Here is a 24884-nt window from a genome sequence, read left to right as displayed (position 1 = left end):
TAAAATCACACACAACCACTCTTTTAACGATAAGTTAATTGCGCTGTATCGTTGACCTGCGTACCATAAAACCATTATTTTGGGTCTGCTTTGGGCACATCTCTAATGACTTTACCCGCATTTATAATCACGATTGATACTGAAGGTGATGATCTGTGGCAAAACCACAGTCAGATATCGACAGAAAATACACATTATTTACCAAGATTTCAGAGCCTATGTGAGCGTTTTGGTTTTAAACCGGTTTGGTTGACGAACTATGAGATGGCGATGGATGATTTATACATTGACTTTGCCAAAGATATTATCGCCAGAGGTCAAGGTGAAATCGGTATGCATTTACATGCCTGGAATAATCCACCACTTGTTCCTCTTACCGACGATGATATGCGTTATAAACCTTATCTGATTGAGTTCTCGAAAGAACAAATCAGAGCCAAAGTTAGTCTAATGACTAACTTATTAGAAGACAAACTACAAACTAAAATGTTAAGCCATCGGGCGGGTCGTTGGGCATTTAATGAGTATTATGCTGAATTGTTGGTGGAATATGGTTATCAAGTCGATTGTTCGGTAACGCCGCGGGTTAATTGGCGTTTCACAAAAGGTGATCCTAATGGTAACGGTGGGACTGATTATAGCCACTTTCCATCTTATGCTTATTTTATGGATTTGCAGGATATCGCCAAAGAAGGTCGTTCTTCTTTGTTGGAAGTACCAATGAGCATCCAATATAAGCACTCTCCGTTGATGAACTCCCTGAAACAGAAATACGATAATTTGCGCGGAAAACAGCGTTCTCCTTCTGTTAATTGGTTACGGCCAAAAGGCGGTAATCTGGAGCAAATGAAGAAAGTTATTCAGCAAACATTGGCAGAAGGCTGTGATTATGTTGAATTTATGCTGCATTCATCTGAATTTATGCCTGGTGGTAGCCCGACATTTAAAAATGAAGAACAAATTGAGCATCTTTATCAGGATTTGGAGGGATTATTTAACTACTTGAAACCGCAGGTTCAAGGGATGACATTGGCTGAATATTACCAATTAAAGAAATCGTAATAATTGAGAAAATAAAACTGACAGGATTAACTGATGATACTGAATTTTGGTTGGAAATTAGGTTCTTTTGATGATTATCGAGAGGCTTATAATTTATATGGGGGAAGTGTGATCACTTCTCCAAAAGTCTTGGACTTTTTCCATAAGCGTTTTCAGCTAAATGAGAAATTCTATATAAAAAGAGATGGTTCAGGAAATATCATTGGTGGTATCTGTAGCTGGAGAGATCGTTACCTCGCTGGTGAGCAGAAAATTGTCATTAAAGAAGGAATTAACAAATATCCACTTAATTTTGATGAGATAATATTACCGATTAGATCGGATGTTAGATCTATTATTCCATTTAAATCAAAGTTTACGTCGTCAAAAAATAAAGTTAATATTATTAACTGTTCGGATAAATTAAACTCTAAAAGACAGATCTGTTTGGTTAAGGATATCTCTAGAAGAACAAGAGAAACCAGAAATAGAGAGTTGAATCGTTTTATAAAAAGTGGGGGTAGTGTTGTTAATGTTGATCATTATGATCCGAAAGAATTAACGGATATTTATGATTATCTCTATTTTAAACGCAGGAATGAACATGCATATAAAAATGAAATGCAGGAAATTCTTGAAGAAATACCCTCTATAACTTTTGGTAATGTTTTATGGTTAGAAGGAAATCCTTGCGCAATGCAATTTATTGTTAAAGAACAATGTGAAAAATGGATTTGCTATGACTATGTTAATAGCGGAATGGATTTGAGTTATCCAAATCTGTCGCTAGGAACGGTTTCTACATGGGTTAATGTGAAGGATGCTATTGAATATAGTCGTGAAAATGATTTGGAGATGAGATTCAGTTTTGGGCGGCCAACATTTGAATATAAAAATAGGTGGTGTAATAGAGACAACTTACAAAGAGTGATTTTTCCTTAATCGTTATAATAATGGAGCATTAGCACAGAATATGGAAATTTTTATTATTAATCTTAAACATTCTACAGAAATAAGGAAAAGAAGGCCATTTTCTGTAAAGATTAAAAATATATTATGGAAAATCTTTGTTAGAAAAATATATAAAATTAAAAAAGATTGAATACTGGTTAAAGGGTGCCTTTAGCCAGTATTTTGAAATTAATTTCATATTTCTTGCCAGAGATAGGAGAGTACTTTTGATGGCGTAATATTTCTGATATTTCCATCTTCTGCTTTCAAGGACATCTGTTCCTTGCCGTATCCTCCGATCAGGCCCGGATCGGTTGGGCCAAACAGCGTAATATTAGGGCGATCCAGTGCGGCGGTGAGGTGGCTCAGGCCAGTATCAACAGAGACAACGGCTTGTGCCCCCGCCAATTCCTGAGCGACTTGTGCCAAAGTCAGTTTTGGCAGAACTTCCACATGAGGGAGATCTTCCGCCAGCCTCAATGCACGTTGGTGCTCATGTTCAGCTCCCCAGGGAAGTTTAATTCGCATACCAGTCGGCTGAATTTCAGCAATAAGCTGACGCCAATGGCTTTCCGGCCAGTGTTTTTCATCACGGGTAGTGGCATGGAGAAAAACCAGATAATCACCTTGATTTTCTGATTGTTGCTTTAAAAAGTGACGGGCAATACCATAATCGCCCAGCTCTGCGGGTTTAGCATAACCCAAGCTGACAGCAAACAGCTCGCGGATACGTTCTACGGCATGTTGCTGTGTGCTGACTGCATGGCGGCAATCGTAAAAAAAACTCGCTAATGGCTCACGGATACTTTTACGGTCGTAACCATGTTTAGGGCCATGAGCTAATCGAGTTACCAGAAATGCACTCTTTAATAACCCCTGTGCATCAATAATGGCATCATAATGATGTAATTTTAGTTTTTCTTTAAATAAACGGCGTTCTGCGCGGATCTCTTTACCAAACCAGTTCTTACGCCAGCGGCGAATAGCAACAGGAATAACTTGATCGACTGCACTATGCCAGCCGGGAATTTGTGCGAATCCTTCTTCTACCACCCAGTCAAAACGGACACCAGGCAGGTTTTTTTCTGCATCAGTCAATGCGGGGAGAGAGTGGAGTACATCCCCCATAGAAGAAGTCTTAACCAGTAAAACCCGCATTAATCCTGGTTCTCCGCTTGTAATAATTTATCCAGAGAAACCATAACCTGCTCTGGTTGAATATCAATCAGACTCTGATGATAGCCGTGTGCACTGTCACCTTTTCTGACCTTGTGATAGCCAGTAATCAGGCGGATAACTTCTGCTTTATCAGACAATGGCGGAGTAAAATCTGGGCTGCTTGGACCGTAGAGGGCAACGAGGGGGCGATTGAGTGCTGCGGCGACATGCATCAAACCGGAATCGTTGGTCACAATAGCATCACAGGCCGCGATAATATTGACCGCCTGCTCAAGCGATGTTTGTCCGGCAAGATTGATACAGTATTCACGGGTTTCTTCTGTCAGTGACTTGCGGATATCTTCTCCACCTTCATGATCTTTGGCGGAACCAAACAGTAGAATTTGATATCCCTTTTGAGTGATAAGCTGTTGAGCCAACGCGGCATAATGATAGTGCGGCCAACGTTTTGCCGGGCCGAACTCTGCTCCGGGACAGAAACCGATAATCGGCCGGTGATCAGAAATATTGAATGCCGCAGTAGATTCAGCAACATCTTCATCACTAACATCCAACTGAGGCCACAACAATGGTTGAGGAAGCTCCACTGCGCTACTGAGTTTTGCATCGTAAGCCAATGCGACATAGCGTTGAACCATTAATGGGAAAGCTTCTTTATTCAGTATACGAATATCATTGAGCAATCCATATCTCATTTCACCGCGCCAGCCGGTACGCAGAGGAATATTGGCGAAGAAAGGCACTAACGCAGATTTAAAAGAGTTTGGCAGCACATAAGCGCGATCATATTTATGTTCACGCAGTGCGACGCCAAGACGACGACGCTCGCCTAATGCCAGAGCGCCGTGGCCTAATGGCATTGCCAGTGCCTGATTGACTTCCGGCATTTTTGCCAGCAGCGGACGGCACCAGGCTGGTGCCATCACATCAATTTCTGCATTAGGATGCAGGGCCTTTAATGTCCGGTAAAGGCTCTGCGACATCATCATGTCACCCACCCACGAAGGGCCGATCACCAATATTTTCATAACGAGTAGATTATTTATCCTGATTAAGCCAATGCATATATTCCGTGACGCCTTCGGCGACTGTTTTGAATGGTCTATCATAACCAGCCGCGCGAAGTTTAGTCAGATCTGCCTGAGTGAAGCTCTGATAACGGCCTTTTAAATGTTCAGGAAAATTAATATATTCAACGGCTGGTGATTTATCTTGATGGAATTCAACAACTGCATCTGCAACCGCCTGGAAAGATTCAGAGCGACCTGTTCCACAGTTATAAATACCGGAAACGCTGTTTTTCCAAAACCACAGATTAACCGCAGCGGCATCACCAACATAGATAAAATCACGTTGAAAGCCTTCACTGCCGGCAAATAGTTTGGGGTTTTGCCCCTGATTGATTTGATTGTTCAGATGGAATGCAACACTGGCCATACTGCCTTTGTGCCCTTCGCGTGGCCCGTACACATTGAAATAACGGAAACCACAAATCTGTGAATCAGCGTGAGGCAAGAGCTCCCGGACATACTGGTCGAACAGGAATTTAGAGTAGCCATAAACATTGAGCGGTTTTTCATATTGACGCTCCTCGATAAAATTATCACTGCGGCCACCATAGGTTGCTGCGGAAGAGGCGTACAAGAAGGGAATTCCACGCTCAAGGCAATAGTGCAGCAACTCTTTTGAATATTGATAGTTATTATCCATCATATACTTACCATCCCACTCGGTTGTGGATGAGCAAGCGCCTTCATGGAAAACAGCGTCAATATCGTCTAAATCATCACCGGCCAGGATGCTAACAATAAACTCTTCCTTGTCCATGTAATCAGCAATATCCAGGTCAGCCAGATTGGCGAACTTAGTACCATCTTTCAGATTATCTACGACCAGAATATCTTTATATCCTTCGTCATTTAGTGCTTTGACAATATTGCTGCCAATAAATCCAGCACCGCCAGTGACAATGATCATCAGAATCACCTCTATCAATCGGGTTAATGAAGCAAATTGCTTCTATAATAACATCTAACATCTATGACGACAGCAGCTTAAGCAGGGGAATATACTGAAATATTATGGTCATTCAGGTTGCATGACGTGACGGATACAGCAAAGTTAATATTAACTGCCTGATAGAGTCGTCAGTTACCTGAACAATGCGTAAAATATGTAACGACCCTTCACTTAAATCAGGAGAAAATAAATGTCAGCATCATTTTATCAGCAAATTAATGAACAATTAGAGCAAGCCCATTCGGAAGGGTTATTCAAAAATGAGCGCATCATCACTTCTGCCCAAAATGCTGACATTGCTGTAGCCGATGGCAGCCATGTTATTAACTTCTGCGCAAATAACTACTTAGGTTTGGCTAATCACCCTGATCTTATTGCTGCCGCTAAAGCGGGAATGGATAGCCATGGTTTTGGTATGGCATCAGTTCGTTTTATTTGTGGGACTCAGGATACTCATAAAGAGCTGGAGCAAAAACTAGCAGAATTTTTGGGTATGGAAGATGCCATTCTTTATTCTTCTTGTTTTGATGCCAATGGCGGTTTATTTGAAACGCTGTTTGGGCCGGAAGATGCCATTATCTCGGATGCTCTGAACCACGCTTCTATAATTGATGGTGTTCGCTTATGTAAAGCGAAGCGTTATCGCTATGCCAATAATGATACGCAGGAACTGAGAGCACAATTGGAGCAAGCAAAAGCAGATAATGTGCGTCATATTGTGATTGCAACAGATGGTGTGTTCTCAATGGATGGCGTCATTGCTGACCTGAAATCTATCTGTGATCTGGCGGATGAATTTGGTGCAATGGTGATGGTGGATGACTCCCATGCCGTAGGTTTTGTTGGTGCACATGGTCGTGGTACTCACGAATATTGTGACGTCATGGATCGTATTGACATCATTACCGGCACATTAGGTAAAGCGCTGGGGGGGGCTTCCGGTGGCTATACTGCGGCGCGTAAAGAAGTTGTTGAGTGGCTGCGCCAGCGTTCACGCCCATATCTGTTCTCCAACTCACTGGCTCCGGCGATTGTCGCGGCATCCATTAACGTGCTGGATATGCTGAAAGAAGGTGATGCGTTACGTGATCGCCTGTGGAAGAACGCCAACCTGTTTCGTGAAAAAATGACGGCGGCAGGTTTCACTTTGGCAGGTGCTGATCACGCGATCATCCCGGTCATGTTAGGCGATGCAAAACTGGCACAGGAATTTGCCGCAGAATTACTGAAAGAAGGCATTTACGTCACCGGTTTCTTCTATCCGGTAGTCCCTAAAAATCAGGCCCGTATCCGCACGCAAATGTCAGCGGCACATACGGAAGAACAAATTGAACGTGCGGTTGAGGCGTTCACGCGAATTGGTAAGCAATTAAAAGTAATTGCATAAGGCATCTTTATGAAAGCATTGTCAAAGTTAAAAGCGGAAGAAGGCATCTGGATGACCGATGTGCCCGAGCCAGAATTGGGGCACAATGATGTGATGATCAAAATCCGTAAAACGGCGATTTGTGGAACGGATGTGCACATCTATAACTGGGATGACTGGTCGCAAAAAACAATTCCTGTACCCATGGTTGTTGGTCATGAATATGTTGGTGAAGTTGTGGCTATTGGTCAGGAAGTGAAAGGTTTTAAAATTGGTGATCGGGTGTCTGGCGAAGGGCATATCACTTGTGGTTACTGCCGTAACTGTCGTGGTGGCCGTACTCACTTATGCCGTAATACCATTGGTGTCGGGGTAAACCGCCCGGGTTGTTTTGCTCAATATCTGGTTATTCCTGCGTTTAATGCGTTTAAAATCCCAGATAACATCTCTGATGAACTGGCTTCTATTTTTGACCCATTTGGCAATGCTGTTCATACCGCGCTTTCATTTGATCTGGTTGGTGAAGATGTGCTGGTTTCCGGGGCAGGTCCCATTGGTATTATGGCGGCGGCAGTGTGTAAACATGTTGGTGCGCGTCACGTTGTCATCACCGACGTTAACGAATATCGCCTTGAATTGGCCCGTAAAATGGGGGTTACCCGTGCAGTCAATGTTAGCAAGGAAAACCTGACAGATGTCATGGCAGAGTTAGGCATGACGGAAGGTTTTGATGTTGGTTTGGAAATGTCCGGTGCCCCGGCGGCGTTTCGTACCTTATTAGATACCATGAATCACGGTGGCCGTGTCGCACTGTTGGGTATTCCACCATCAGATATGGCAATCGACTGGAATCAGGTGATTTTCAAAGGCTTGTTTATTAAAGGTATTTATGGCCGTGAAATGTTTGAAACCTGGTACAAAATGGCGACATTGATTCAATCTGGTTTGGATCTGACCCCGATTATTACTCACCGCTTCTCTATTGACGACTTCCAGAAAGGCTTTGACACCATGCGTTCAGGGCAGTCTGGTAAAGTGATTCTGAGCTGGGATTAATCAATAAATTACCACTAAGATTAACAGGCGCTTGCAGTTTTTTGGGTGCCTGTTTTATTAGCCATTTTTTCGGATGATTTTTTATTCTGTTCTATCTTGAGATTTATCTCCAACCAGTTTCTGGATATGTTGGCTCATTGTATTCACAACGGGGTTATCAACCAGCATGTTACTAATGACCGCCAGATAGTCTTGGCTGGTAACTGTGGTTGGCACCTCTTTTATTTCACACTGCTTGCCCCATTTACGGTGATTGTCGCCAACAGGGGTGCTACTTAACAGCATACTTGGGCTGACCAATTCAATATCCGCGGGAAGCGTTGACAGCATCTGTTGTAATGCGCGAATGGTTGTCGGATGAGGATGACCGATAGCAATAGCTGAACCATTCTTGCGAGCAACAGAAATTGCCCGGTTTAACTGATAGCGGGTTTCCGCTTCTGATTGCACATTATCAAGAAAAACATTGCGGCGAATAACGCGAACATGGGTGCCTTTTGCTGCCTTTGTTGCTTGAGTATTTCCAATCGTCACACTATCGAGAAAGTAAAGCTCATAGTGGGACAGCGAGCGCATAACCTTCTGCATTCCCGGCAAGCTTGAAGTCATCGCGCTGCCCATATGATTATTTATTCCTACCGCATAAGGGACCTTTTGTATTGCGCGCTGGATAATGCGATCAATCTCTTCACTGCTCATTGTTGGCTGGAGAGTATCCGGTTCTAACCGTTGTTTACTTAAAGGTGCCATTGGCAGGTGGATTAAAATCTCCCGTCCTTGTTTATGTGCTTTTTCAGCCATTTCCCCGCCATGGGGAGAATCTGGCAGAATTGCGATAGAAACCGCAACAGGCATCTGCAATATTTTATTTTCGTTATGAGGACGATAGCCAAAATCATCAATAACAATTGCCAAACGGGCAGCACTGGCTTGCAGGCTCAAGAGCAACAGGACGATAGTTCCAATGAATTTTGCAAACTTGGGTTGTCTCACCTGATCATCTCCCAAGCCAAGGTTGTGGGTTTACCGCTCTACCCTGACGGCGGATTTCAAAATACAGGGCGGGTTGTTCCTGACCGCCACTGTTACCGACCAGGGCGATGGGTTGCCCGGCACGAACTTGCTGACCGACGCTGACCAGAGCGCTCTGATTATAGCCATAAAGGCTCATATCACCTTTACCGTGCTCTATAACGACAACCAGCCCATAGCCTTGCAACCAGTCAGCCAACAGTACCCGTCCATCGGATATTGCTTTGACTTCAGTGCCTTCTGTGGCAGAAATCACCATGCCTTTCCAGCGCAGTTCACCTTGCAGTGCTTCACCAAACTCATGTATTACCCTGCCATGGACCGGCCAGATTGCCTGACCAGCCGGACGACCAAGGCCACCCGTCCGTGCCATTAATGCACGTTCATCTTCAGTGGGTTTATAGCTAGAGCCTTTTTTCTGCGCTTGTTTCTGTTTCGCCGCAATCTGAGCACGGACGCGGGCAGCTTCTCTGGCTTCTCGTTCCGCCCGTGCTTTCGCTTCTCGTTCTGCCTTGGCAATTTTATCTCGCAGGCGGGTTTCATTTTGTTTTAATTCAGCGAGACTTTTTTGATCTTTCTTCAGGGAAGACTCTAGTTCAGTCAGGGTTTTCTGCCGGGCGCTGCGGGCCACTTCCATCTGCTGCTTTTGTTGTTGTTGTTCCGTCAGAACTTGTTTCTGCTCTTTTTGTTTTTGCTGCTCAAGTTTTTTTTGTTCAGTCAAATCAACGGTAGTTTGCTCAAGCTTAACAATAGTATCCTGGCGGGCTTGATTAAGGTAACTATAGTAAGCGAGGATGCGCTCCCCCCTCTTGCCTTCCTCACCTCTGAACATGAGCTCGAGCCCTTGATGCTGCCCTTGACGAAAAGCGGCATCCAATTGACGTGCCAGCATATCCCGTTGCGCTGTTTGTTGTTTTGCCAGTTTCTTGATATTGGCATTAAGCGCGGTGATCTCTTTATTCAGCTTATTGAGCTGCGTTTGGGTACTGTGCAAAGAGAGGCCAACCTTAGAAATTGTATTTTCCTGATCTTTCAGTTGACTTAACAACGTACTGCGTTTTTGCTGCTGTTGTTGCACGTTCTTCTCTTTCTCTGCAATGTCTTGTTGAAGATTTTTAAGCTGATTTTTATTGTCGATAATCGGATTGGCAAAGGTATGAAAGCTGAAAACAGCGGACAGGAAAGCACAGAACAATAAGGCACGAATTTTATTCTGCCATGAGTTCTGATTGAACCGATCATTACGGCCAGGTATTTCCTTATTGTCTGTCATTTCTGTCAATATACCTTGCTATTATGTAGCATCAGATTATTTCATGTTGAACAATTGCTTACCAGATGGCCTGCTGATTTATTGCTGAAATTCCTGTATTCATTCAGTGTGACAGAGAATCTTCTGATCGTGTACTTAGCGCGTTCCATTTTCAGTGTATTTTTATTTTTTCTGGAAACTCTCCGCAAAATTTGCATTGAGCTTATGCTATTTGGCTGTAATTGACGCAACACAAAGGTATACTCTGGAGCCTTAGATATTTGTTAATAACCAACGGGAGTTTTTGCCCCCATGCTGCAAGAAATCATGCAATTTATTAATCAGCATATGACCTTAAGCCTCATCTGGATTGCGCTGCTGGCTGCTGTTATTGTGACGACGATGAAAAGTCTCTTCTCTAAAACTGAAGAGATAACGCGGGCGCAAGCGATTAATCTGATCAATAAAGAAGAAGCCATCGTCGTGGATTTACGTTCTCGTGAAGATTTCCGCAAAGGGCATATCATTGGTTCAATAAACCTGACTCCATCTGAAATTAAAGACAACAATCTGGCTGAGTTGGAAAAACATAAAAAGCAGCCAGTGATTGTTGTTTCAGCGAATGGTACTGAATCCCGTACTCCGGCTGAGAATCTTCTCCGTGCTGGTTTTGAGCACGTATGTTCCCTAAAAGAAGGTTTGGCGGGTTGGACAGGTGAAAACTTGCCATTGGCGCGTGGTAAAAAGTAATCATTTTGGGTGTGAGTGGCGACACTCACATAAAAAATTTAATAAGGACATCTAAAGGTAACAATTATTATGTCAGAACAAAACAATACAGAAATGGCTTTCCAGATCCAACGTATCTACACCAAAGATATCTCTTTTGAAGCACCAAATGCACCACAGGTGTTCCAACAGGAATGGCAGCCGGAAGTAAAGCTCGATCTGGATACGGCTTCCAGTGAGTTGGCACAGGGGGTTTATGAAGTTGTTCTGCGTGTAACTGTGACAGCTGCGCTGGGCGAAGAGACGGCATTCCTGTGTGAAATACAGCAAGGTGGTATTTTCTCTATTGAAGGCATCGAAGGAACTCAACTGGCTCATTGCTTGGGTGCATATTGCCCGAATATCCTGTTCCCATATGCCCGTGAATGCATCACCAGTTTGGTGAGTCGTGGTACTTTCCCGCAGCTCAACCTGGCTCCGGTAAACTTTGATGCTCTGTTCATGAACTACCTGCAACAGCAAGCAGAGCAGTCTGAGAATGGTGAACAAGCTCAACAGGAAGCTTAATGAATAGTACTGTTTCGATGACAGTTATCGGTGCCGGTTCATACGGCACCGCATTAGCCATCACGTTGGCACGTAATGGTCATGATGTTGTGCTTTGGGGGCATGACTCAGAGCATATTCAGGCATTGCAACAGGCACGTTGTAATCAGAAATTTCTGCCGGATGTCTCCTTCCCTAACAGTTTATTGCTTGAAACCGACCTGACAAAAGTACTCACAGCAAGCCGTGACATTCTTGTTGTGGTTCCCAGTCACGTGTTTGGTGAGGTATTAAAGCAGATAAAACCCTATTTGCGGTCTGATGCGCGAATCGTCTGGGCAACTAAAGGCTTGGAAGCGGATACTGGCAGGTTATTGCAGGACGTGGCCCGTGAGATATTAGGCGATAAAATACCGTTAGCGGTGCTTTCTGGCCCAACCTTTGCGAAAGAATTAGCGGCTGGTTTACCTACAGCGATAGCGATTTCAGCGACTGAATCTGCTTTTAGTGATGAACTTCAGCAACTATTCCACTGTGGCAAAAGTTTCCGTGTTTATAAAAATCCTGATTTTATTGGCGTTCAACTTGGTGGTGCTGTAAAAAACGTGATTGCTATAGGTGCGGGGATATCTGATGGCATGGGGTTTGGCGCTAATGCTCGTACTGCATTGATTACCCGTGGATTAACAGAAATGAGTCGCCTGGGTACTGCGCTTGGCGCTGATCCGTCAACCTTTATGGGCATGGCGGGATTGGGCGATTTGGTCTTAACTTGTACAGATAACCAATCACGTAACCGTCGTTTTGGCATGATGCTGGGGCAGGGAATTAGCGTTGAAGAAGCCCAGAGCCAGATTGGGCAGGTTGTTGAAGGTTACCGCAATACCAAAGAAGTGCGCGCATTGGCCGAACGTGCCGGTGTTGAAATGCCGATTGCAGAACAAATCTATCAAATACTGTATTGCGATAAAAATGTGATAGAAGCTGCTCAAGCATTGCTAGGAAGAGCCAGAAAGGACGAGAGCGATAATGTACGCTCTTGAATCAGAAAAAATCTAATAAAAAAGATAGGTTCTAACTGTGAGAGTAAAAAATATGTCGCTGGAAGAATTGGACGAAGTTTGGAAAAACATAAGAACAGAGGCGAAAGCACTGGCTGAATGTGAACCGATGTTAGCCAGTTTTTTTCATGCGACATTACTCAAGCATGAAAATCTGGGTAGTGCTCTAAGTTATATGCTGGCGAATAAACTGGCTACGCCGATTATGCCGGCTATTGCCGTCAGGGAGATCGTAGAAGAGGCTTATAGCTCGGACCAGAAAATGATAGTCTCTGCTGCCCGCGACATTATAGCGGTGCGTTTACGTGATCCTGCGGTAGATAAATACTCAACGCCTCTGCTTTACCTCAAAGGATTCCATGCCTTGCAAGCTTATCGTATTGCCCATTGGATATGGGGCGAAGGGCGTAAGGCACTGGCTATTTACCTGCAAAACCAAATCTCGATGTCTTTTAGTGTTGATATTCACCCGGCAGCCAAGATTGGATGTGGCATCATGCTTGACCACGCTACCGGTATTGTGATTGGTGAAACGGCGGTAGTGGAGAATGACGTTTCTATCCTGCAATCCGTCACCCTTGGTGGTACAGGTAAAACCGGGGGTGATCGTCATCCGAAAGTCAGGGAAGGGGTGATGATTGGAGCGGGTTCGACAATACTGGGTAATATCGAAATTGGCCGTGGGGCAAAAATTGGCGCAGGCTCAGTCGTCCTTCGTTCGGTTCCACCACACACAACAGCTGCTGGCGTGCCTGCTCGTATTGTCGGTAAACCTGAAAGTGAAAAACCATCATTGGATATGAACCAGCATTTTAATGGTATCAACAATGGCTTTGAGTATGGTGATGGGATTTGATTTGTGAACAACTGCATTGAGAAATATTGTTCACAAAACTGAATACTCAAAAATGCCGTGTCTTTTAATTGATTAGATGCACGGCATTAACTTTAGCTAACAGCAATTACTCTTTCAATAAAGCACCTGAATAACCCAATTGCCGCCAGGCTTCAAAAACCACAACAGCAACTGAATTAGAAAGATTCATACTCCGGCTGTCTGCTAGCATTGGAATACGGATCTTTTGTTGGGGTGGCATATTATCCAGAACATAAGGTGGTAACCCTCGGGTTTCCGGCCCGAACATCAAATAATCCCCATCCTGATAACTTACCGCACTGTGTGCTGGCGTTCCTTTCGTGGTGAGTGCAAACAGTCGGGCAGAAGATGCTCCTGTTAACCCTTCACTTTCTAAAAAAGTATAATAATCATGATGCTGTTTGATATTGGCAAACTCATGATAATCCAGCCCGGCCCGACGCAGCCGTTTGTCATCCCAGGTAAAACCCAAAGGCTGGATCAGATGCAATTGAAAACCAGTATTGGCACAAAGACGAATAATATTACCGGTATTAGGCGGGATTTCAGGTTCAAATAAAACGATGTTTAGCATATGCCCCCCAGAAACGAGGGGCACAGATTAGCAGAAATTGAGTAGGGATGCAGGGGGATTTCATCTCTGGTTTATCTGTTGGAACATCTTTCAGAAATTACTCATCACTTGGACACATTCATTTGCTTGTGGCTACAATATGGCTATTATGTAGACAAACATTGATGGAGGTTTCTTATGGCTGATACCGTTGTACGTGCCCGTGTTAATCCTAAATCCAAAGCGGCGGCGATGGCTAATGCGAAAGCGATGGGGCTGAATCTTTCCACTATAATTCGTATGGTGGTTAATCGTCTGGCTGTTGAGCCAGAATTACCTGCTGAGTTGTTGCAGCTTAATCAGGAGACATTACAGGCTATTCGAGATCTGGAAAATGGCGTAGGTGTTCACCGAGTTGATACGATAGATGAACTAAAGCGTGATCTTGGATGGTAAATAATGCTAAAGATTGTTTACCAGAGTCGTTTTAAAAAAGATGCAAAACGTTATGCTAATAATAAAAAAGCTCAATCTGTTATCTTGAAAACCATTGAGCTTTTACAGACTGGTGAACCTTTACCAGAGCGTTACCGTGAACATTCATTAGCAGGCCAATATATTGGCTACCTTGAATGCCACGGAGCGCCAGATATTTTGCTTATTTATCAGCGTACAAATACTGAATTGAAACTATATCGAGTAGGTAGTCATTCAGATTTATTCTGAATCTTACTTCCTTTGAGGTTCCAAACAGAATAAACATACACCTCAATGAGAGCGAAAACCATTGGGGTTATTCTTCTGCCAATTCCAGTTATCACGCATCATATCGTCAATATTACGTGTTGCTTGCCAGCTAAGGATATCGCGGGCTCTGGATGGATCAGACCAACATTCAGCAATATCTCCAGGGCGTCTGTCTGTGATCTTGTGCGGAATTGTTTTACCTGCTGCTTTTTCGAAAGCATGAAGTAGCTCAAGTACAGAATAACCAGTACCGGTTCCTAAGTTGAAAACTTCATAGGATGGTTGTTTATCCAGATAATCAATTGCAGCAATATGGCCTTCGGCTAAATCCATCACATGAATATAGTCACGGACGCCGGTACCGTCTTTGGTTGGGTAATCATTGCCATAAATGGATAAACATTCCAGACGACCAATCGCGACCTGAGTGATATAAGGCAACAGGTTATTAGGAATACCATTAGGATCTTCGCCAATCATGCCTGATGGATGTGCACCAACAGGGTTGAAATATCTTAGGCTGGTAATTTTGAAACTTGGCTCGGCAGTGGCAAAATCTTTTAGAACTTGCTCAACCATTAGTTTGGAGGTGCCATAAGGGTTAGTTGTACCACCTACTTTGGCATTTTCAGTTAGCGGGACAAATTCAGGATCACCATAAACCGTTGCGGACGAACTGAAAATCAGTTGATGTACACCATTGGCACGCATAGCCTGTAACAGAACCAAGGTGCCAATAATATTGTTTTGATAATACTCAAGTGGTTTTCTGGTGGATTCTCCAACGGCTTTTAAACCTGCGAAATGAATCACAGATTCTATTTTGTTTTCTTGGAAGATTTGATTCAGTAAATTTAAATCAAGTACATCGCCTTGGTAGAACTTCACTGACTTGCCTGTGATCTTTTTAATTCTATGAAGAGATTCTGGTGATGAGTTGCAGAGATTATCGATAACAACAACATCAGCTCCTTTTTCTAAAAGGGCTAATACTGTGTGGGAGCCGATGTAGCCGGTTCCACCGGTGATTAGTATGGTCATATCGTTTCTTTTAACAGGTTAGAAAGTTTAGCTACTATTTTAAAAGGTCGTAAATTTGATCTTTGGGGTGAAATTCAATAGGAGCATTGACAAGAATCTTTCTGATACTCTCGAAATCATAATTTTCACAGGACATTTTTAAATCATCTAATAATGAATTCAATTTGTTCCAAGGTAAAAAAACTTCATTTGCTGTCATTATTCTAGGGTGATTTGTGCCAGAAACATTATCACCAATTAATAGCTCTTCATAAAGCTTTTCGCCTGGTCTTAATCCAGTGATTTTGATTTCTATATCACCATGAGGATTTGTTTCGTCTTTAACTGCCAAACCAGACAGATTAATCATTTTACAGGCAAGATCATATATCTTGACTGGTTCTCCCATATCCAGAACAAAAACATCGCCATTGCTACCCATCGCTCCGGCCTGGATAACTAATTGGGCGGCTTCTGGAATTGTCATGAAATAACGCGTAATATCTTTATGAGTTAGCGTGATTGGTTCGCCATTTTTTATTTGCTTCTCGAACAGTGGTACAACAGAGCCAGATGAACCAAGAACATTGCCAAAACGAACCATGGAAAATTTTGTATGACTATTTTCTTTAGCAAAAGATTGCAGTATCAATTCTGTAAATCTTTTTGTTGCTCCCATTGTATTTGTCGGACGGACAGCTTTATCGGTAGATATTAATACAAATTTATCAACTTTTTGATTAACTGCTGCTTTAGCAAGTGAAAGTGTGCCAAAAATATTATTATTTATACCTTCTATCATGTTCATTTCAACAAGTGGAACATGTTTATATGCAGCGGCATGGTATATTGTATTGATATTGAATTTATTTATTATTTTGTTTATCTTATCTGAATGTTTTATATCGCCTAAAATAGGAATAATATTTATATTAAGATCTCTATCGAGATTTATTTTTTGTAGCTCGTTTTCTATTGAGTATAAACAGTACTCGGTTAGTTCAAATAATATCATCTGAGATGGCGACTGAGTTATGATTTGCCTGCATAACTCTGATCCTATTGAGCCACCGGCTCCGGTAATAAGGACATTTTTATTTTTAATGTTTTTACTTAGCAAATCTTGTAATGGGTTAACTTGTTCTCTTCCTAGTAGATCGTTAATAGAAACTCGTTTTAGTGAGTCTATTTGGGCTTTTCCTTCAACCAGATCATTGAAGCTTGGGATTGTGAGTATTTCACAATGTTCTTTTTGTAGTTTTTCGATTATTTTTTTTCTATCGGATATTGAAGCGCTGGGTATCGCTAATAATATTTTCTTTATATTATATCTTTCTACTAAAAATGTTATTTTTTCTGGAGAGAAGACGAAAACTCCATGAATAGATAATTTATGTAATTTAGCATCATCATCAACAAAAGCGACAGGATTGAATTCTCTATGCTCTCTCAATATGGGTAAGAGTTGTCTGCCGGATTCTCCTGCTCCATAGATAATAACGGGAACTCCTTTGTTTTTTAGTAAATTACGTAGTGTTCTATATAAAAATCTTGTACCGCAGAGTGATATAATCAAAAAAGAAAAATAAATAATAGGTACGGTTCTTGGTAAAAATGCCTGCTGATATAAAGAGAATGCCGTTAATAATAGAGCAGATAGAAATGAACCAATGACAGCCCATTTTAATATACTCATATTAACGTATTTTAATATCGATCTATAAAAACCAATTCTTAAAAAAACAAACAGAGTACAAGGTATTGTGAATATAATAGTTAGCCAATGTTGTAAGCTGTAGATTGGTACTTCTCTATCAAGACGTAGCCACATACTTAACCAGTATGAAATACTGATTACAAATATATCTACTACTAGAAGAATTATGGTCTTTATTAATCTATCTTGATTGAAAATTATTCTTTCATTCATGGTTGTTTATTACCTAGAAACTACTTTATAAATTGTTTTAAAAATGATCTTCAGGTCATAGAAAAATGATTTATTATCAATATATTCTAAGTAGTGTTTGGCTTTTATAGGCATAACAATATCAATATAGGCTTGATGAGGATCAGCGTATTTATCTAATATATCATTTTCATCTATCATTTCTATGGAAGCCAAATCTGTTATTCCAGGTTTTACAGATAATATTTTGTTTCTTACGTCATCTGGATATTTATCCATAAATTGTGGGACCTCTGGTCTTGGTCCGACTAAACTCATTTTTCCTTGAATAACGTCGATGAGTTGAGCTAATTCATCAATTTTGTATTTGCGTATGAATTTTCCAGAGTTTGTAATACGTCGGTCATTACCTACAGTGAGTTGCCCTTTTTGTTCTGAACCGATAGTCATGCTCCTAAATTTGTGAATATAAAAAATTTTATTATATTGACCTACTCGTTTTTGCCGGAAAAAAATGGGCCCTTTCGAGTCCATTTTTATCCAAATAGCAATCCCGATTAAAATAGGCGAAATAATAATTAACCCAATTAAAGATGAAATAAAATCAAAAATTATTTTTATAACTGAATAATTTATTTTCATTTATTCAAGAATCTCTTTAATTTTTCTGATAACGTATATCTGGTCTTCTTTGGTCATTTTTGTATATAAAGGAATTGATACAATTCTTTTAAAGTTTTCTTCTGCTACAGGGAAATCATCTTTATCAAGAGAATAGGTATTTTTCCATATGGGTTGTTTGTGTAGTGGAATAAAATGGACAGAACAACCTATATTTTTTTCTGCCATTTTTATTATAAAGTCATCTCTTGATATCTTAGCTTCATCATTCAATCTAATGGTGTATAAGTGCCAAGCGTGCTGGTCATTTGGTTCTTTAGGTTTAGTTGGTAAGGTAATCGGTAGATCTTTTAATTCATCATCATAAAATTTAGCCATCTCCTCTCTTCTCTTTTGAAAAGAGTCTATTTTCTGTAATTGATGAATACCTATGGCCGCACAAATATCTGGCATGTTATATTTATAGCCTGGCTCAATAACTTCATAGTACCAAGCAGGTGTTTTAGATTGATATCTATCGAAAGCATCTTTACTGATGCCGTGGAGGCGCATTACTTTTGCTCTTTTTATAATATCAGGATTTCTGGATACTAGCATACCGCCTTCAGCTGTAGTCATGGTCTTATTGGCATAGAAACTGAATACAGTCACATCGGTATCCAGAGTACCAATTTTCTTTCCCTTATATAAAGTTGGGAATGAATGAGCTGCATCTTCAACTATTCTTAGATTAAATTCCTTAGCTATAGCAATGATTTCATCCATATCACAGGATAAACCTGCAAAATGTACAGGTATGATAGCTTTGGTTTTGGATGTTATTGCATTTTTTATAGCTGCGGGATCAATATTTAGGCTGTCAGACAAAGAATCAACAAAAATAGGATGAGCGCCCAGATAACGGACAACTTCTGCTGTTGCAGTAAAGGTGTAGGTGGGAATAATGACTTCATCGCCAGGTTGAATGCCAATTGCCTCCAAAGCCAAATGCAAACCAGCAGTTGCTGAATTTACAGCAATTGCTTCAACATCAGAACCTAAATACTGAGCAAAATCTTGTTCAAATCTTTTTGTTTTTGGTCCTGTTGTGATCCAGCCTTTATTTAGAGAGTCAACAACTTCGTCAATCTCGTTTTGTCCAATTTCAGGTAAAGAAAATGGAATGAATTTCATGACATTATCCTAATTTAGTAATTTAGTAATTTAGTAATTTAGTAATTTAGTAATTTAGTAATGCCTATTATTGATCCGAAACCATAAGATATATGATAACTGAAAAATAATGGCATAAGACCTAACTTTTTAAACATATGTTGTTTACTATATTGAAGGCTAAAAATCAGGCAAGAAAGAATATATACGATCAAAGGAACTAAGTATAATAGTAATATAGATTCTTCCTCTGAAAAAAATATCAACAAAGCTGATAAAAATACCATATATAGAGTAAATAATAAAGGAATAATATGTCGTAAATAAAAGTTTTTTGATCGGATTACCCATTCTCCATCTGAAAATGCTTTTTTACAGAATTGAGTAAATGTGCTTCTGACAAAATAATTACTCACCATATTGTAATTTGTATATAAAGAGTATCCTGCTTTTATTAATTTCTTATGAAATTCAATATCTTGATTTCTCTTTAAGTTCTCGTTAAATAGATTGTTTTTAATGCAAATTTCTTTATTGTAAATAGCGAAAACCGCTGTATCTGTTTCTTTTACTCCTGACGATTTAATTCTAAAAGGAGAGTTTCCTACCCCAAAAGGGCAGCAATAAAAGTCCATCACATATTTTCCAAAATTGGAAGTAGATTTATTTCTTAGAACTCCACCAATACCTGCAACATTTAAGGAAGATATATTTTCCAATGAAGCTAAAGCAAGAGAAACGTAGTCTTTTTCAATAGTTGCATGAGCATCAATGCGTAAAATATATTTACCTTTTGCCTCTCTTATCGCTATATTCCATCCAGCAGCTAAATTTTTCTTAGGGTTATCTAATATTTGGAATGGTAATTCTTGTTGTGATAGAAATTCTACAGCTAATTTTTTTGTTTTATCTGTAGACAACCCATCTACAAATATTATTTCAGAATTCCTAAATGTTTGCTTAGTATAAGATCTTAAGGCGTTTAATATGCTATTTTCAGAATTTCTAGCAACCATTAGTAAGGATATTTCTGGATTATTACTCATCATTTTCCTTTAATTCTAAGAGGTATAAGTGACGTTTGTTTTCGTGGACTGAATCAATATAAATCCTGTTTCCATTATTATATGAAAATCTTGGATGGAGATCACATCTTGTTTGCCCATTATATTTTAATGGTTCAAATACGGATGCAATAATTTTTGCTTTTTGGTTATTAATATTTGATAAAATAAGTGATTTGTTTCTTGCTCTATCTGGATATGTGTCTGTTAGAATAAAAGAGGATTTTACTGATGGATGACCGTCACCAAAGTTACTTAATGGAATATATTCTTTATATAATAAAGTATTTATGTTTATATAGTAATATGCCTTTTTGTTATCTATTTCCATAAACCCAAAGACAGTTTCATTATCTATCCAGAAACAGTGGCTTACAATACCTATCTTAGTAAGAGCAATTGATTTTTCTGTTTTTAAATTAAAGCAAATCAACCGATCATGCCGAATTCTCAGGTTATAGAATCTATGAATAAATAATAAGTGAGTTCCATCAGGCGAAAACATTAGATGATTAAATTTATGAATTGTTTCATTTTGAAAAAAGTTACTAGGGCACTGGGTGATTAATTTGTCTAATTCTAAGCATAATAATAGTTTTTGGTTGGAAAGATCGTAGATATCAATCTTACAAAATGTCTTTTCTAATGAAATACTTTTATGCGAAAAATAGCCGTAGTCTGGTCGTAAGATAGATAATCTTCTAAAATCTATTGTTGCAGATAATAATGTACTGGATATATCATAAATAGGGAAATGATTATTTTTTATTATTTTTTTTGCCTTAATTGAGTATATATTTGAAATATAATTTTGAGTATTATAATTATAATCATTAAAAATAAATGTATCATTGTTAAGCCACTGGGCTTTTGAACCTTGTTGCCAATTAAAAGCGCTACTTTCTATTTTAGCTACTATTTTTCCTGTTTTTCTATTCATAACGCATATAAATATTTTTTCTACTGTATTTGGTTTTTTTGTTGTATTTCCATTTTCTACGCTATGAAATAGAATATATTCTCCATTAAAATTCTCAGGCGATTTGTCATAATATCCAAAGAAAGACTCCTTATTATTATCGGATATTTTTTTTACCTTAAAGTCTGTTTTTATGCTGTAATTTTTTTTGTTGATGAAATAATTTATTATACTATATATTTTTTTTACGGATGCTTTCAACTTTGGAAACTTTCTCAATGTGTTCGCTATCTTGTACTCTATAAAATTATATTTTCTCATATAATTACCACGCTCAACTATTTCTATTTATACATTGAAAGTAAGCCATGAAAATCCAAACTTCTGGCAGTAATACATATTCATTATTTATTATATATATCGCAATAGTAAAAATATATGACAGATTTTTTTTGTTTAATTTTTGGGGGAATACAAAATATTTTAATAGGGCAAGAAATAACAAGAATCCAACGCAACCCATTTGTGCAGGATAAACAAGGTAGAAGTTATGGGCTAGGCCAGGATAAGTGGGATATTTCATTATATCAAAAAAACGAATATAGTTTTCAACTCCTAATCCTGTTCCGATTAGAAAGTTGTTTTTAAGTATATCGATACCTGCGAATATTAAAATAAATCTACGATAATCATGTTCTGCTGCGGCTGGCGGTGATGCTTGTCCTAGTAAAGCTTTAACTGTATGCATAGCAATTTTAAAGCGTTCATCTATCAATGAGCCTAAATCAGTTAATAATAATATAGATAATAAGATCGTTATTACTAATAAAATAGAAATAGTGGATCTAATATTAAATTTGAATAGGGAAATTACATTAAAGACTAAGAAACATACTAACCCTGCCCTACTTTGCAAGAAAATGAAAAATAACATAAAGAACAAGATATAAAGATAAAATATATAGCTATTCTTGCTGTTATCATAGAGTGATAACGTTGTCATATATAAGCAAAGAACGGCTAAGGCTGTAGCGTTTCTATTGTAGAATACTATGGGATTAACATCTTCTGATAAATTTAGATGAAATTTAGTAAACGCAATTATTATAAATATGATTAATATCATATTTAACCTGACTATTGTTTTTTTTATATAATATATTGGTATATTATTCAACTTTATCCTAAGAGTGTAAAATCCTAAAAATAAGAATAGTATTGAAATTAAATATATATATCCACTTGTATAAGCATTGATAAGGATACTTTGAATTGTAAAATAAGTAATAAATAAGAATAAGAATAAGAATAATTTGATAGGATATGTTTTTCTTATAGAGCTAATTATGCTTATTGTAAATAATAGGAACCAAAATAAATATACAAAAGGAATTGAAAATATCCTCGCATCGTCAGAATTTTGTTGTGGTAAAAATAGCAATGGAAATAAATTTAAGAAAAATATAATATGAATCAAATAGTTGTTAACTAGCATAGAATATTTCTTTCATTAGATATATTAAAATAATCATTGATAGCGTAATATATAGGGTGTAAATTTTCTTTGTGAAAGTATTTCTCTTTATATAAGAAAATAAGCTGATACCTATTATAAATGTAAATGCGGCATTTATTTTTACAGCACCAATCCAATCATATTTTGGAATAATTATATAATAACATATAACTGCTAATATGGTATTTACAGTGAAAATGATACTTCTTTTTCCTTGCTGTCCTGAAGTGACTAGATATAGCTCTGGAGTAAACCAGAATATATACTTAGATAAAGCTATTATAATAATATATATAGTATATTGAGATAAAATTAAATAGTTAGTTCCAAAAAAATAATATAAAATATACTTTTCAGTAATGTAATATGCTCCTACAGTAATTAGACCGATAGATATTATACATATTGATATGTTATTTATTACCTTGCTATTTCCTGAATGAATTTCACGCGAGATTTTTGGTAACAGTACAGTATATAAGATATTAAATGATATTAATAAACCAGTATTTATTTTTATAAATACTTGATAATATGCAACTGATTCGTACGATTTATAATGTTGCAGAAGGAAAACATCTACGGTTACCAAAATTATATTTATTATAACTAGAATTGCATAAGGAAAAGATTCTAGAAACTCTCTTTTAATACATTTATAGTTAGAGGTAATAGATATGAAGGCTTGTTTAGTATAAAGAGATGCTTTAATCAAATTATAAAGACAATAACATAAATATGCTAAAGCAATGACAAATATATTGTTTGGTAGTAGATATATAGATGCTATAATTAATATTATATATAGAATAGTACTTTCTAAGTTAACTTGAAGTTCTTTATTAAATTTTTCCTCTCCTTGAATTAAAGCAAACCGACTATTTGCTAGACTGAGAAATAATGCTGATATCATGTAGATATGAAGAGTTATTGATTCCCTATAATTATTAATACCTAAGTAAATATAAAGGCTCAGTATTATATAAAGTATGGCAAACAGAATAATTTTAATTGTGTCATGTCTTTTTAAATTAGATATTCTCTTTCCTTGGGATATGTCCTTTACTAATTTAATTCTGAAACCATAATCTGACAGATTTGTTAATAACCATGCAACGGTAAATGCATAACTAATTAGGCCAAAATCGTTGATATTTAGTTTTAGAGCTAATAAAGAGAAAGCTCCTAATTGGACAATAAGTTTAAGAGAAAAACTACCTCCAGCGTTTATAACTTTCTTTATCATAAGCTATTTTTTATATACCATTGAATTGATTTCTCTAAGCCAGAGTTTATATCAAATTCTGGGGAATAATTTAAATTGCCTTTAATTTTAGCAATTGATGCTAATGAATGTCTGACATCTCCTTGCCGGAATTCTTTATATATAGGTTCTTTTTCATAAATAAAATTGTTTTTTTTGAGTTCGTTCTTTATTTTTGAAAATAAACTATTCAAACTTGTCTTTTGCCCATAAGCAACATTATATACTGTATTTTTTGCTTTATTATTATTTGTTGTTGCAGCCAGTATATTTGCTTCAACTACATTATTAATAAAACAGAAATCACGGCTAGTTTCACCATCACCATTAATGTAAATATCATGGCCATGTACCATTGCAGATATCCATTTAGGAATTACTGCGGCATATGCTCCATTAGGGTCTTGTCTAGGGCCAAAAACGTTAAAGTATCTTAAACCTATTGTATTGAGCCTATATACTCTATGGAATATATCTGCATATAGTTCATTCACATATTTTGTAATAGCATATGGTGAAAGAGGATTTCCAATAGTATCTTCAATTTTAGGCAGACTTTCATGATCACCATATGTCGAGCTACTTGCAGCATAAGTGAAGTTTTTAACTTTGGCATCCCGAGCTGCAACAAGTATATTTAAAAAGCCTGAGATATTAGTTGCATTTGTTGTAATTGGATCGTTTATAGAACGTGGCACAGAGCCAAGAGCTGCTTGATGTAAAACATAATCTATATCTTTGCATGACTGGTGGCAATGACTGATATCCCGAATATCACCTTCTATAAAATTAAATCTGGCCCATTGTTCAGGTGTTATTTTTTCTTTTATTTCTAATAAATTATGTTCATGGCCTGTAGAGAAATTATCTAAACCTGTTACAAGTTGATCTGATTTTAGTAACATTTCTAGTAAATTGGATCCAATAAACCCTGCTACACCAGTAATAAGCCATTTTTTAGGTGAATTAACTAATGCTTCTTTTTGCTTAATGAAATTATTCATTGTTAT

Annotated in this window: 25 protein-coding genes; 10 read left to right on the top strand and 15 right to left on the bottom strand. The window is 38.3% G+C overall.

What is annotated here, in order from left to right:
* Positions 1-105 precede the first annotated feature (105 nt).
* Both C5471_RS07715 and C5471_RS07710 read left to right on the top strand, forming a co-directional pair.
* Positions 106-1062, top strand: coding sequence for a polysaccharide deacetylase family protein (locus C5471_RS07715; RefSeq protein WP_133814054.1), 957 nt, complete (start codon positions 106-108; stop codon positions 1060-1062).
* A 33-nt stretch (positions 1063-1095) separates the two neighbouring features.
* Positions 1096-1983, top strand: coding sequence for a GNAT family protein (locus tag C5471_RS07710; RefSeq protein ID WP_133814053.1), 888 nt, complete (start codon positions 1096-1098; stop codon positions 1981-1983).
* 204 nt (positions 1984-2187) lie between these two features.
* On the opposite strand, the gene rfaC is transcribed toward C5471_RS07710, so the two are convergent.
* From rfaC to rfaD, 3 genes are read right to left on the bottom strand one after another with little or no spacing between them, the layout of a single operon-like run.
* Entirely contained in the window at positions 2188-3150 is a 963-nt protein-coding gene (gene rfaC, locus C5471_RS07705; RefSeq protein WP_133814052.1) for a lipopolysaccharide heptosyltransferase RfaC, read from the bottom strand.
* Positions 3150-4199 (bottom strand): ADP-heptose--LPS heptosyltransferase RfaF, encoded by a 1050-nt coding sequence (gene rfaF, locus C5471_RS07700; RefSeq protein WP_133814051.1) that lies wholly within the window; start codon positions 4197-4199, stop codon positions 3150-3152. The genes rfaC and rfaF overlap by 1 nt, the downstream gene beginning before the upstream one ends.
* 10 nt (positions 4200-4209) lie before the next feature.
* Positions 4210-5148 carry an ADP-glyceromanno-heptose 6-epimerase gene (gene rfaD / locus C5471_RS07695; protein WP_133814050.1) on the bottom strand — a complete coding sequence of 313 codons (939 nt, stop codon included), beginning with the start codon at positions 5146-5148 and terminating at the stop codon, positions 4210-4212.
* A gap of 232 nt (positions 5149-5380) precedes the next feature.
* Here rfaD and kbl point away from each other — a divergent pair, with 232 nt between their 5' ends.
* Both kbl and tdh read left to right on the top strand, forming a co-directional pair.
* A complete protein-coding gene (gene kbl / locus C5471_RS07690) occupies positions 5381-6577 on the top strand; it encodes a glycine C-acetyltransferase (RefSeq protein WP_133814049.1) in 1197 nt (398 codons plus the stop codon).
* A 9-nt stretch (positions 6578-6586) separates the two neighbouring features.
* Positions 6587-7612, top strand: a complete 1026-nt coding sequence (gene tdh, locus C5471_RS07685; protein WP_133814048.1) for an L-threonine 3-dehydrogenase — start codon at positions 6587-6589, stop codon at positions 7610-7612.
* An 81-nt stretch (positions 7613-7693) separates the two neighbouring features.
* Here tdh and C5471_RS07680 read toward each other — a convergent pair whose 3' ends face one another.
* A complete protein-coding gene (locus tag C5471_RS07680; protein ID WP_339959246.1) occupies positions 7694-8605 on the bottom strand; it encodes a divergent polysaccharide deacetylase family protein in 912 nt (303 codons plus the stop codon).
* Positions 8606-8609: 4 nt separating this feature from the next.
* Positions 8610-9917, bottom strand: a complete 1308-nt coding sequence (envC, locus tag C5471_RS07675; RefSeq protein WP_133814046.1) for a murein hydrolase activator EnvC — start codon at positions 9915-9917, stop codon at positions 8610-8612.
* Positions 9918-10208: 291 nt separating this feature from the next.
* Here envC and C5471_RS07670 point away from each other — a divergent pair, with 291 nt between their 5' ends.
* The 4 genes from C5471_RS07670 (at position 10209) to cysE (ending at position 13088) form a co-directional block, all read left to right on the top strand.
* Positions 10209-10646, top strand: coding sequence for a rhodanese-like domain-containing protein (locus C5471_RS07670; protein WP_133814045.1), 438 nt, complete (start codon positions 10209-10211; stop codon positions 10644-10646).
* 69 nt (positions 10647-10715) lie between these two features.
* Positions 10716-11192: a protein-export chaperone SecB gene (gene secB / locus C5471_RS07665; RefSeq protein WP_133814044.1), complete on the top strand. Its 477-nt coding sequence runs from the start codon at positions 10716-10718 to the stop codon at positions 11190-11192.
* Complete coding sequence (gene gpsA / locus C5471_RS07660) at positions 11192-12214, top strand: NAD(P)H-dependent glycerol-3-phosphate dehydrogenase (RefSeq protein ID WP_133814043.1); 1023 nt, start codon at positions 11192-11194, stop codon at positions 12212-12214. Before secB ends, gpsA begins: the two co-directional genes overlap by 1 nt.
* Positions 12215-12266: 52 nt before the next feature.
* Complete coding sequence (gene cysE, locus C5471_RS07655) at positions 12267-13088, top strand: serine O-acetyltransferase (RefSeq protein ID WP_133814264.1); 822 nt, start codon at positions 12267-12269, stop codon at positions 13086-13088.
* 106 nt (positions 13089-13194) lie between these two features.
* Here the strand turns inward: cysE and trmL are convergent, their stop codons facing one another.
* Positions 13195-13683: a tRNA (uridine(34)/cytosine(34)/5-carboxymethylaminomethyluridine(34)-2'-O)-methyltransferase TrmL gene (gene trmL / locus C5471_RS07650; protein WP_133814042.1), complete on the bottom strand. Its 489-nt coding sequence runs from the start codon at positions 13681-13683 to the stop codon at positions 13195-13197.
* Between the two features lie 177 nt (positions 13684-13860).
* Between trmL and C5471_RS07645 the strand changes: the two genes are divergently transcribed.
* Positions 13861-14118 carry a type II toxin-antitoxin system RelB/DinJ family antitoxin gene (locus C5471_RS07645; RefSeq protein WP_065821829.1) on the top strand — a complete coding sequence of 86 codons (258 nt, stop codon included), beginning with the start codon at positions 13861-13863 and terminating at the stop codon, positions 14116-14118.
* Between the two features lie 3 nt (positions 14119-14121).
* Positions 14122-14388, top strand: coding sequence for a type II toxin-antitoxin system RelE/ParE family toxin (locus tag C5471_RS07640; protein ID WP_133814041.1), 267 nt, complete (start codon positions 14122-14124; stop codon positions 14386-14388).
* Between the two features lie 42 nt (positions 14389-14430).
* On the opposite strand, the gene galE is transcribed toward C5471_RS07640, so the two are convergent.
* The 9 genes from galE to C5471_RS07595 all read right to left on the bottom strand — a co-directional run bounded on the left by galE (position 14431) and on the right by C5471_RS07595 (position 24878).
* Positions 14431-15450: a UDP-glucose 4-epimerase GalE gene (galE, locus tag C5471_RS07635; protein WP_133814040.1), complete on the bottom strand. Its 1020-nt coding sequence runs from the start codon at positions 15448-15450 to the stop codon at positions 14431-14433.
* Positions 15451-15484: 34 nt separating this feature from the next.
* On the bottom strand, positions 15485-17359 hold the full coding sequence (locus tag C5471_RS07630) for a polysaccharide biosynthesis protein (protein ID WP_133814039.1): 1875 nt from the start codon (positions 17357-17359) through the stop codon (positions 15485-15487).
* A gap of 9 nt (positions 17360-17368) precedes the next feature.
* The gene (locus tag C5471_RS07625; protein WP_133814038.1) at positions 17369-17980 is read right to left on the bottom strand and encodes a sugar transferase; all 612 of its coding nucleotides are present in this window, start codon (positions 17978-17980) and stop codon (positions 17369-17371) included.
* Positions 17981-19132 (bottom strand): DegT/DnrJ/EryC1/StrS family aminotransferase, encoded by a 1152-nt coding sequence (locus tag C5471_RS07620; protein WP_133814037.1) that lies wholly within the window; start codon positions 19130-19132, stop codon positions 17981-17983. It lies immediately after the preceding gene.
* 38 nt (positions 19133-19170) lie between these two features.
* Positions 19171-20157: a glycosyltransferase family 2 protein gene (locus C5471_RS07615; RefSeq protein WP_166650290.1), complete on the bottom strand. Its 987-nt coding sequence runs from the start codon at positions 20155-20157 to the stop codon at positions 19171-19173.
* Positions 20150-21415, bottom strand: a complete 1266-nt coding sequence (locus C5471_RS07610) for a hypothetical protein (RefSeq protein ID WP_133814035.1) — start codon at positions 21413-21415, stop codon at positions 20150-20152. The genes C5471_RS07615 and C5471_RS07610 overlap by 8 nt, the downstream gene beginning before the upstream one ends.
* A gap of 13 nt (positions 21416-21428) precedes the next feature.
* Positions 21429-22271 carry an O-antigen ligase family protein gene (locus tag C5471_RS07605; protein WP_166295757.1) on the bottom strand — a complete coding sequence of 281 codons (843 nt, stop codon included), beginning with the start codon at positions 22269-22271 and terminating at the stop codon, positions 21429-21431.
* A 307-nt stretch (positions 22272-22578) separates the two neighbouring features.
* A complete protein-coding gene (locus C5471_RS07600; RefSeq protein WP_133814033.1) occupies positions 22579-23856 on the bottom strand; it encodes an oligosaccharide flippase family protein in 1278 nt (425 codons plus the stop codon).
* Positions 23853-24878, bottom strand: coding sequence for an NAD-dependent epimerase/dehydratase family protein (locus C5471_RS07595; protein ID WP_133814032.1), 1026 nt, complete (start codon positions 24876-24878; stop codon positions 23853-23855). Before C5471_RS07595 ends, C5471_RS07600 begins: the two co-directional genes overlap by 4 nt.
* Positions 24879-24884 lie beyond the last annotated feature (6 nt).

This window comes from Photorhabdus tasmaniensis (assembly GCF_011189505.1).
Lineage (GTDB): Bacteria > Pseudomonadota > Gammaproteobacteria > Enterobacterales > Enterobacteriaceae > Photorhabdus > Photorhabdus tasmaniensis.
Note: the sequence above shows the minus strand (reverse complement) of the source record. Positions and strands in the feature narration are given on the sequence as shown.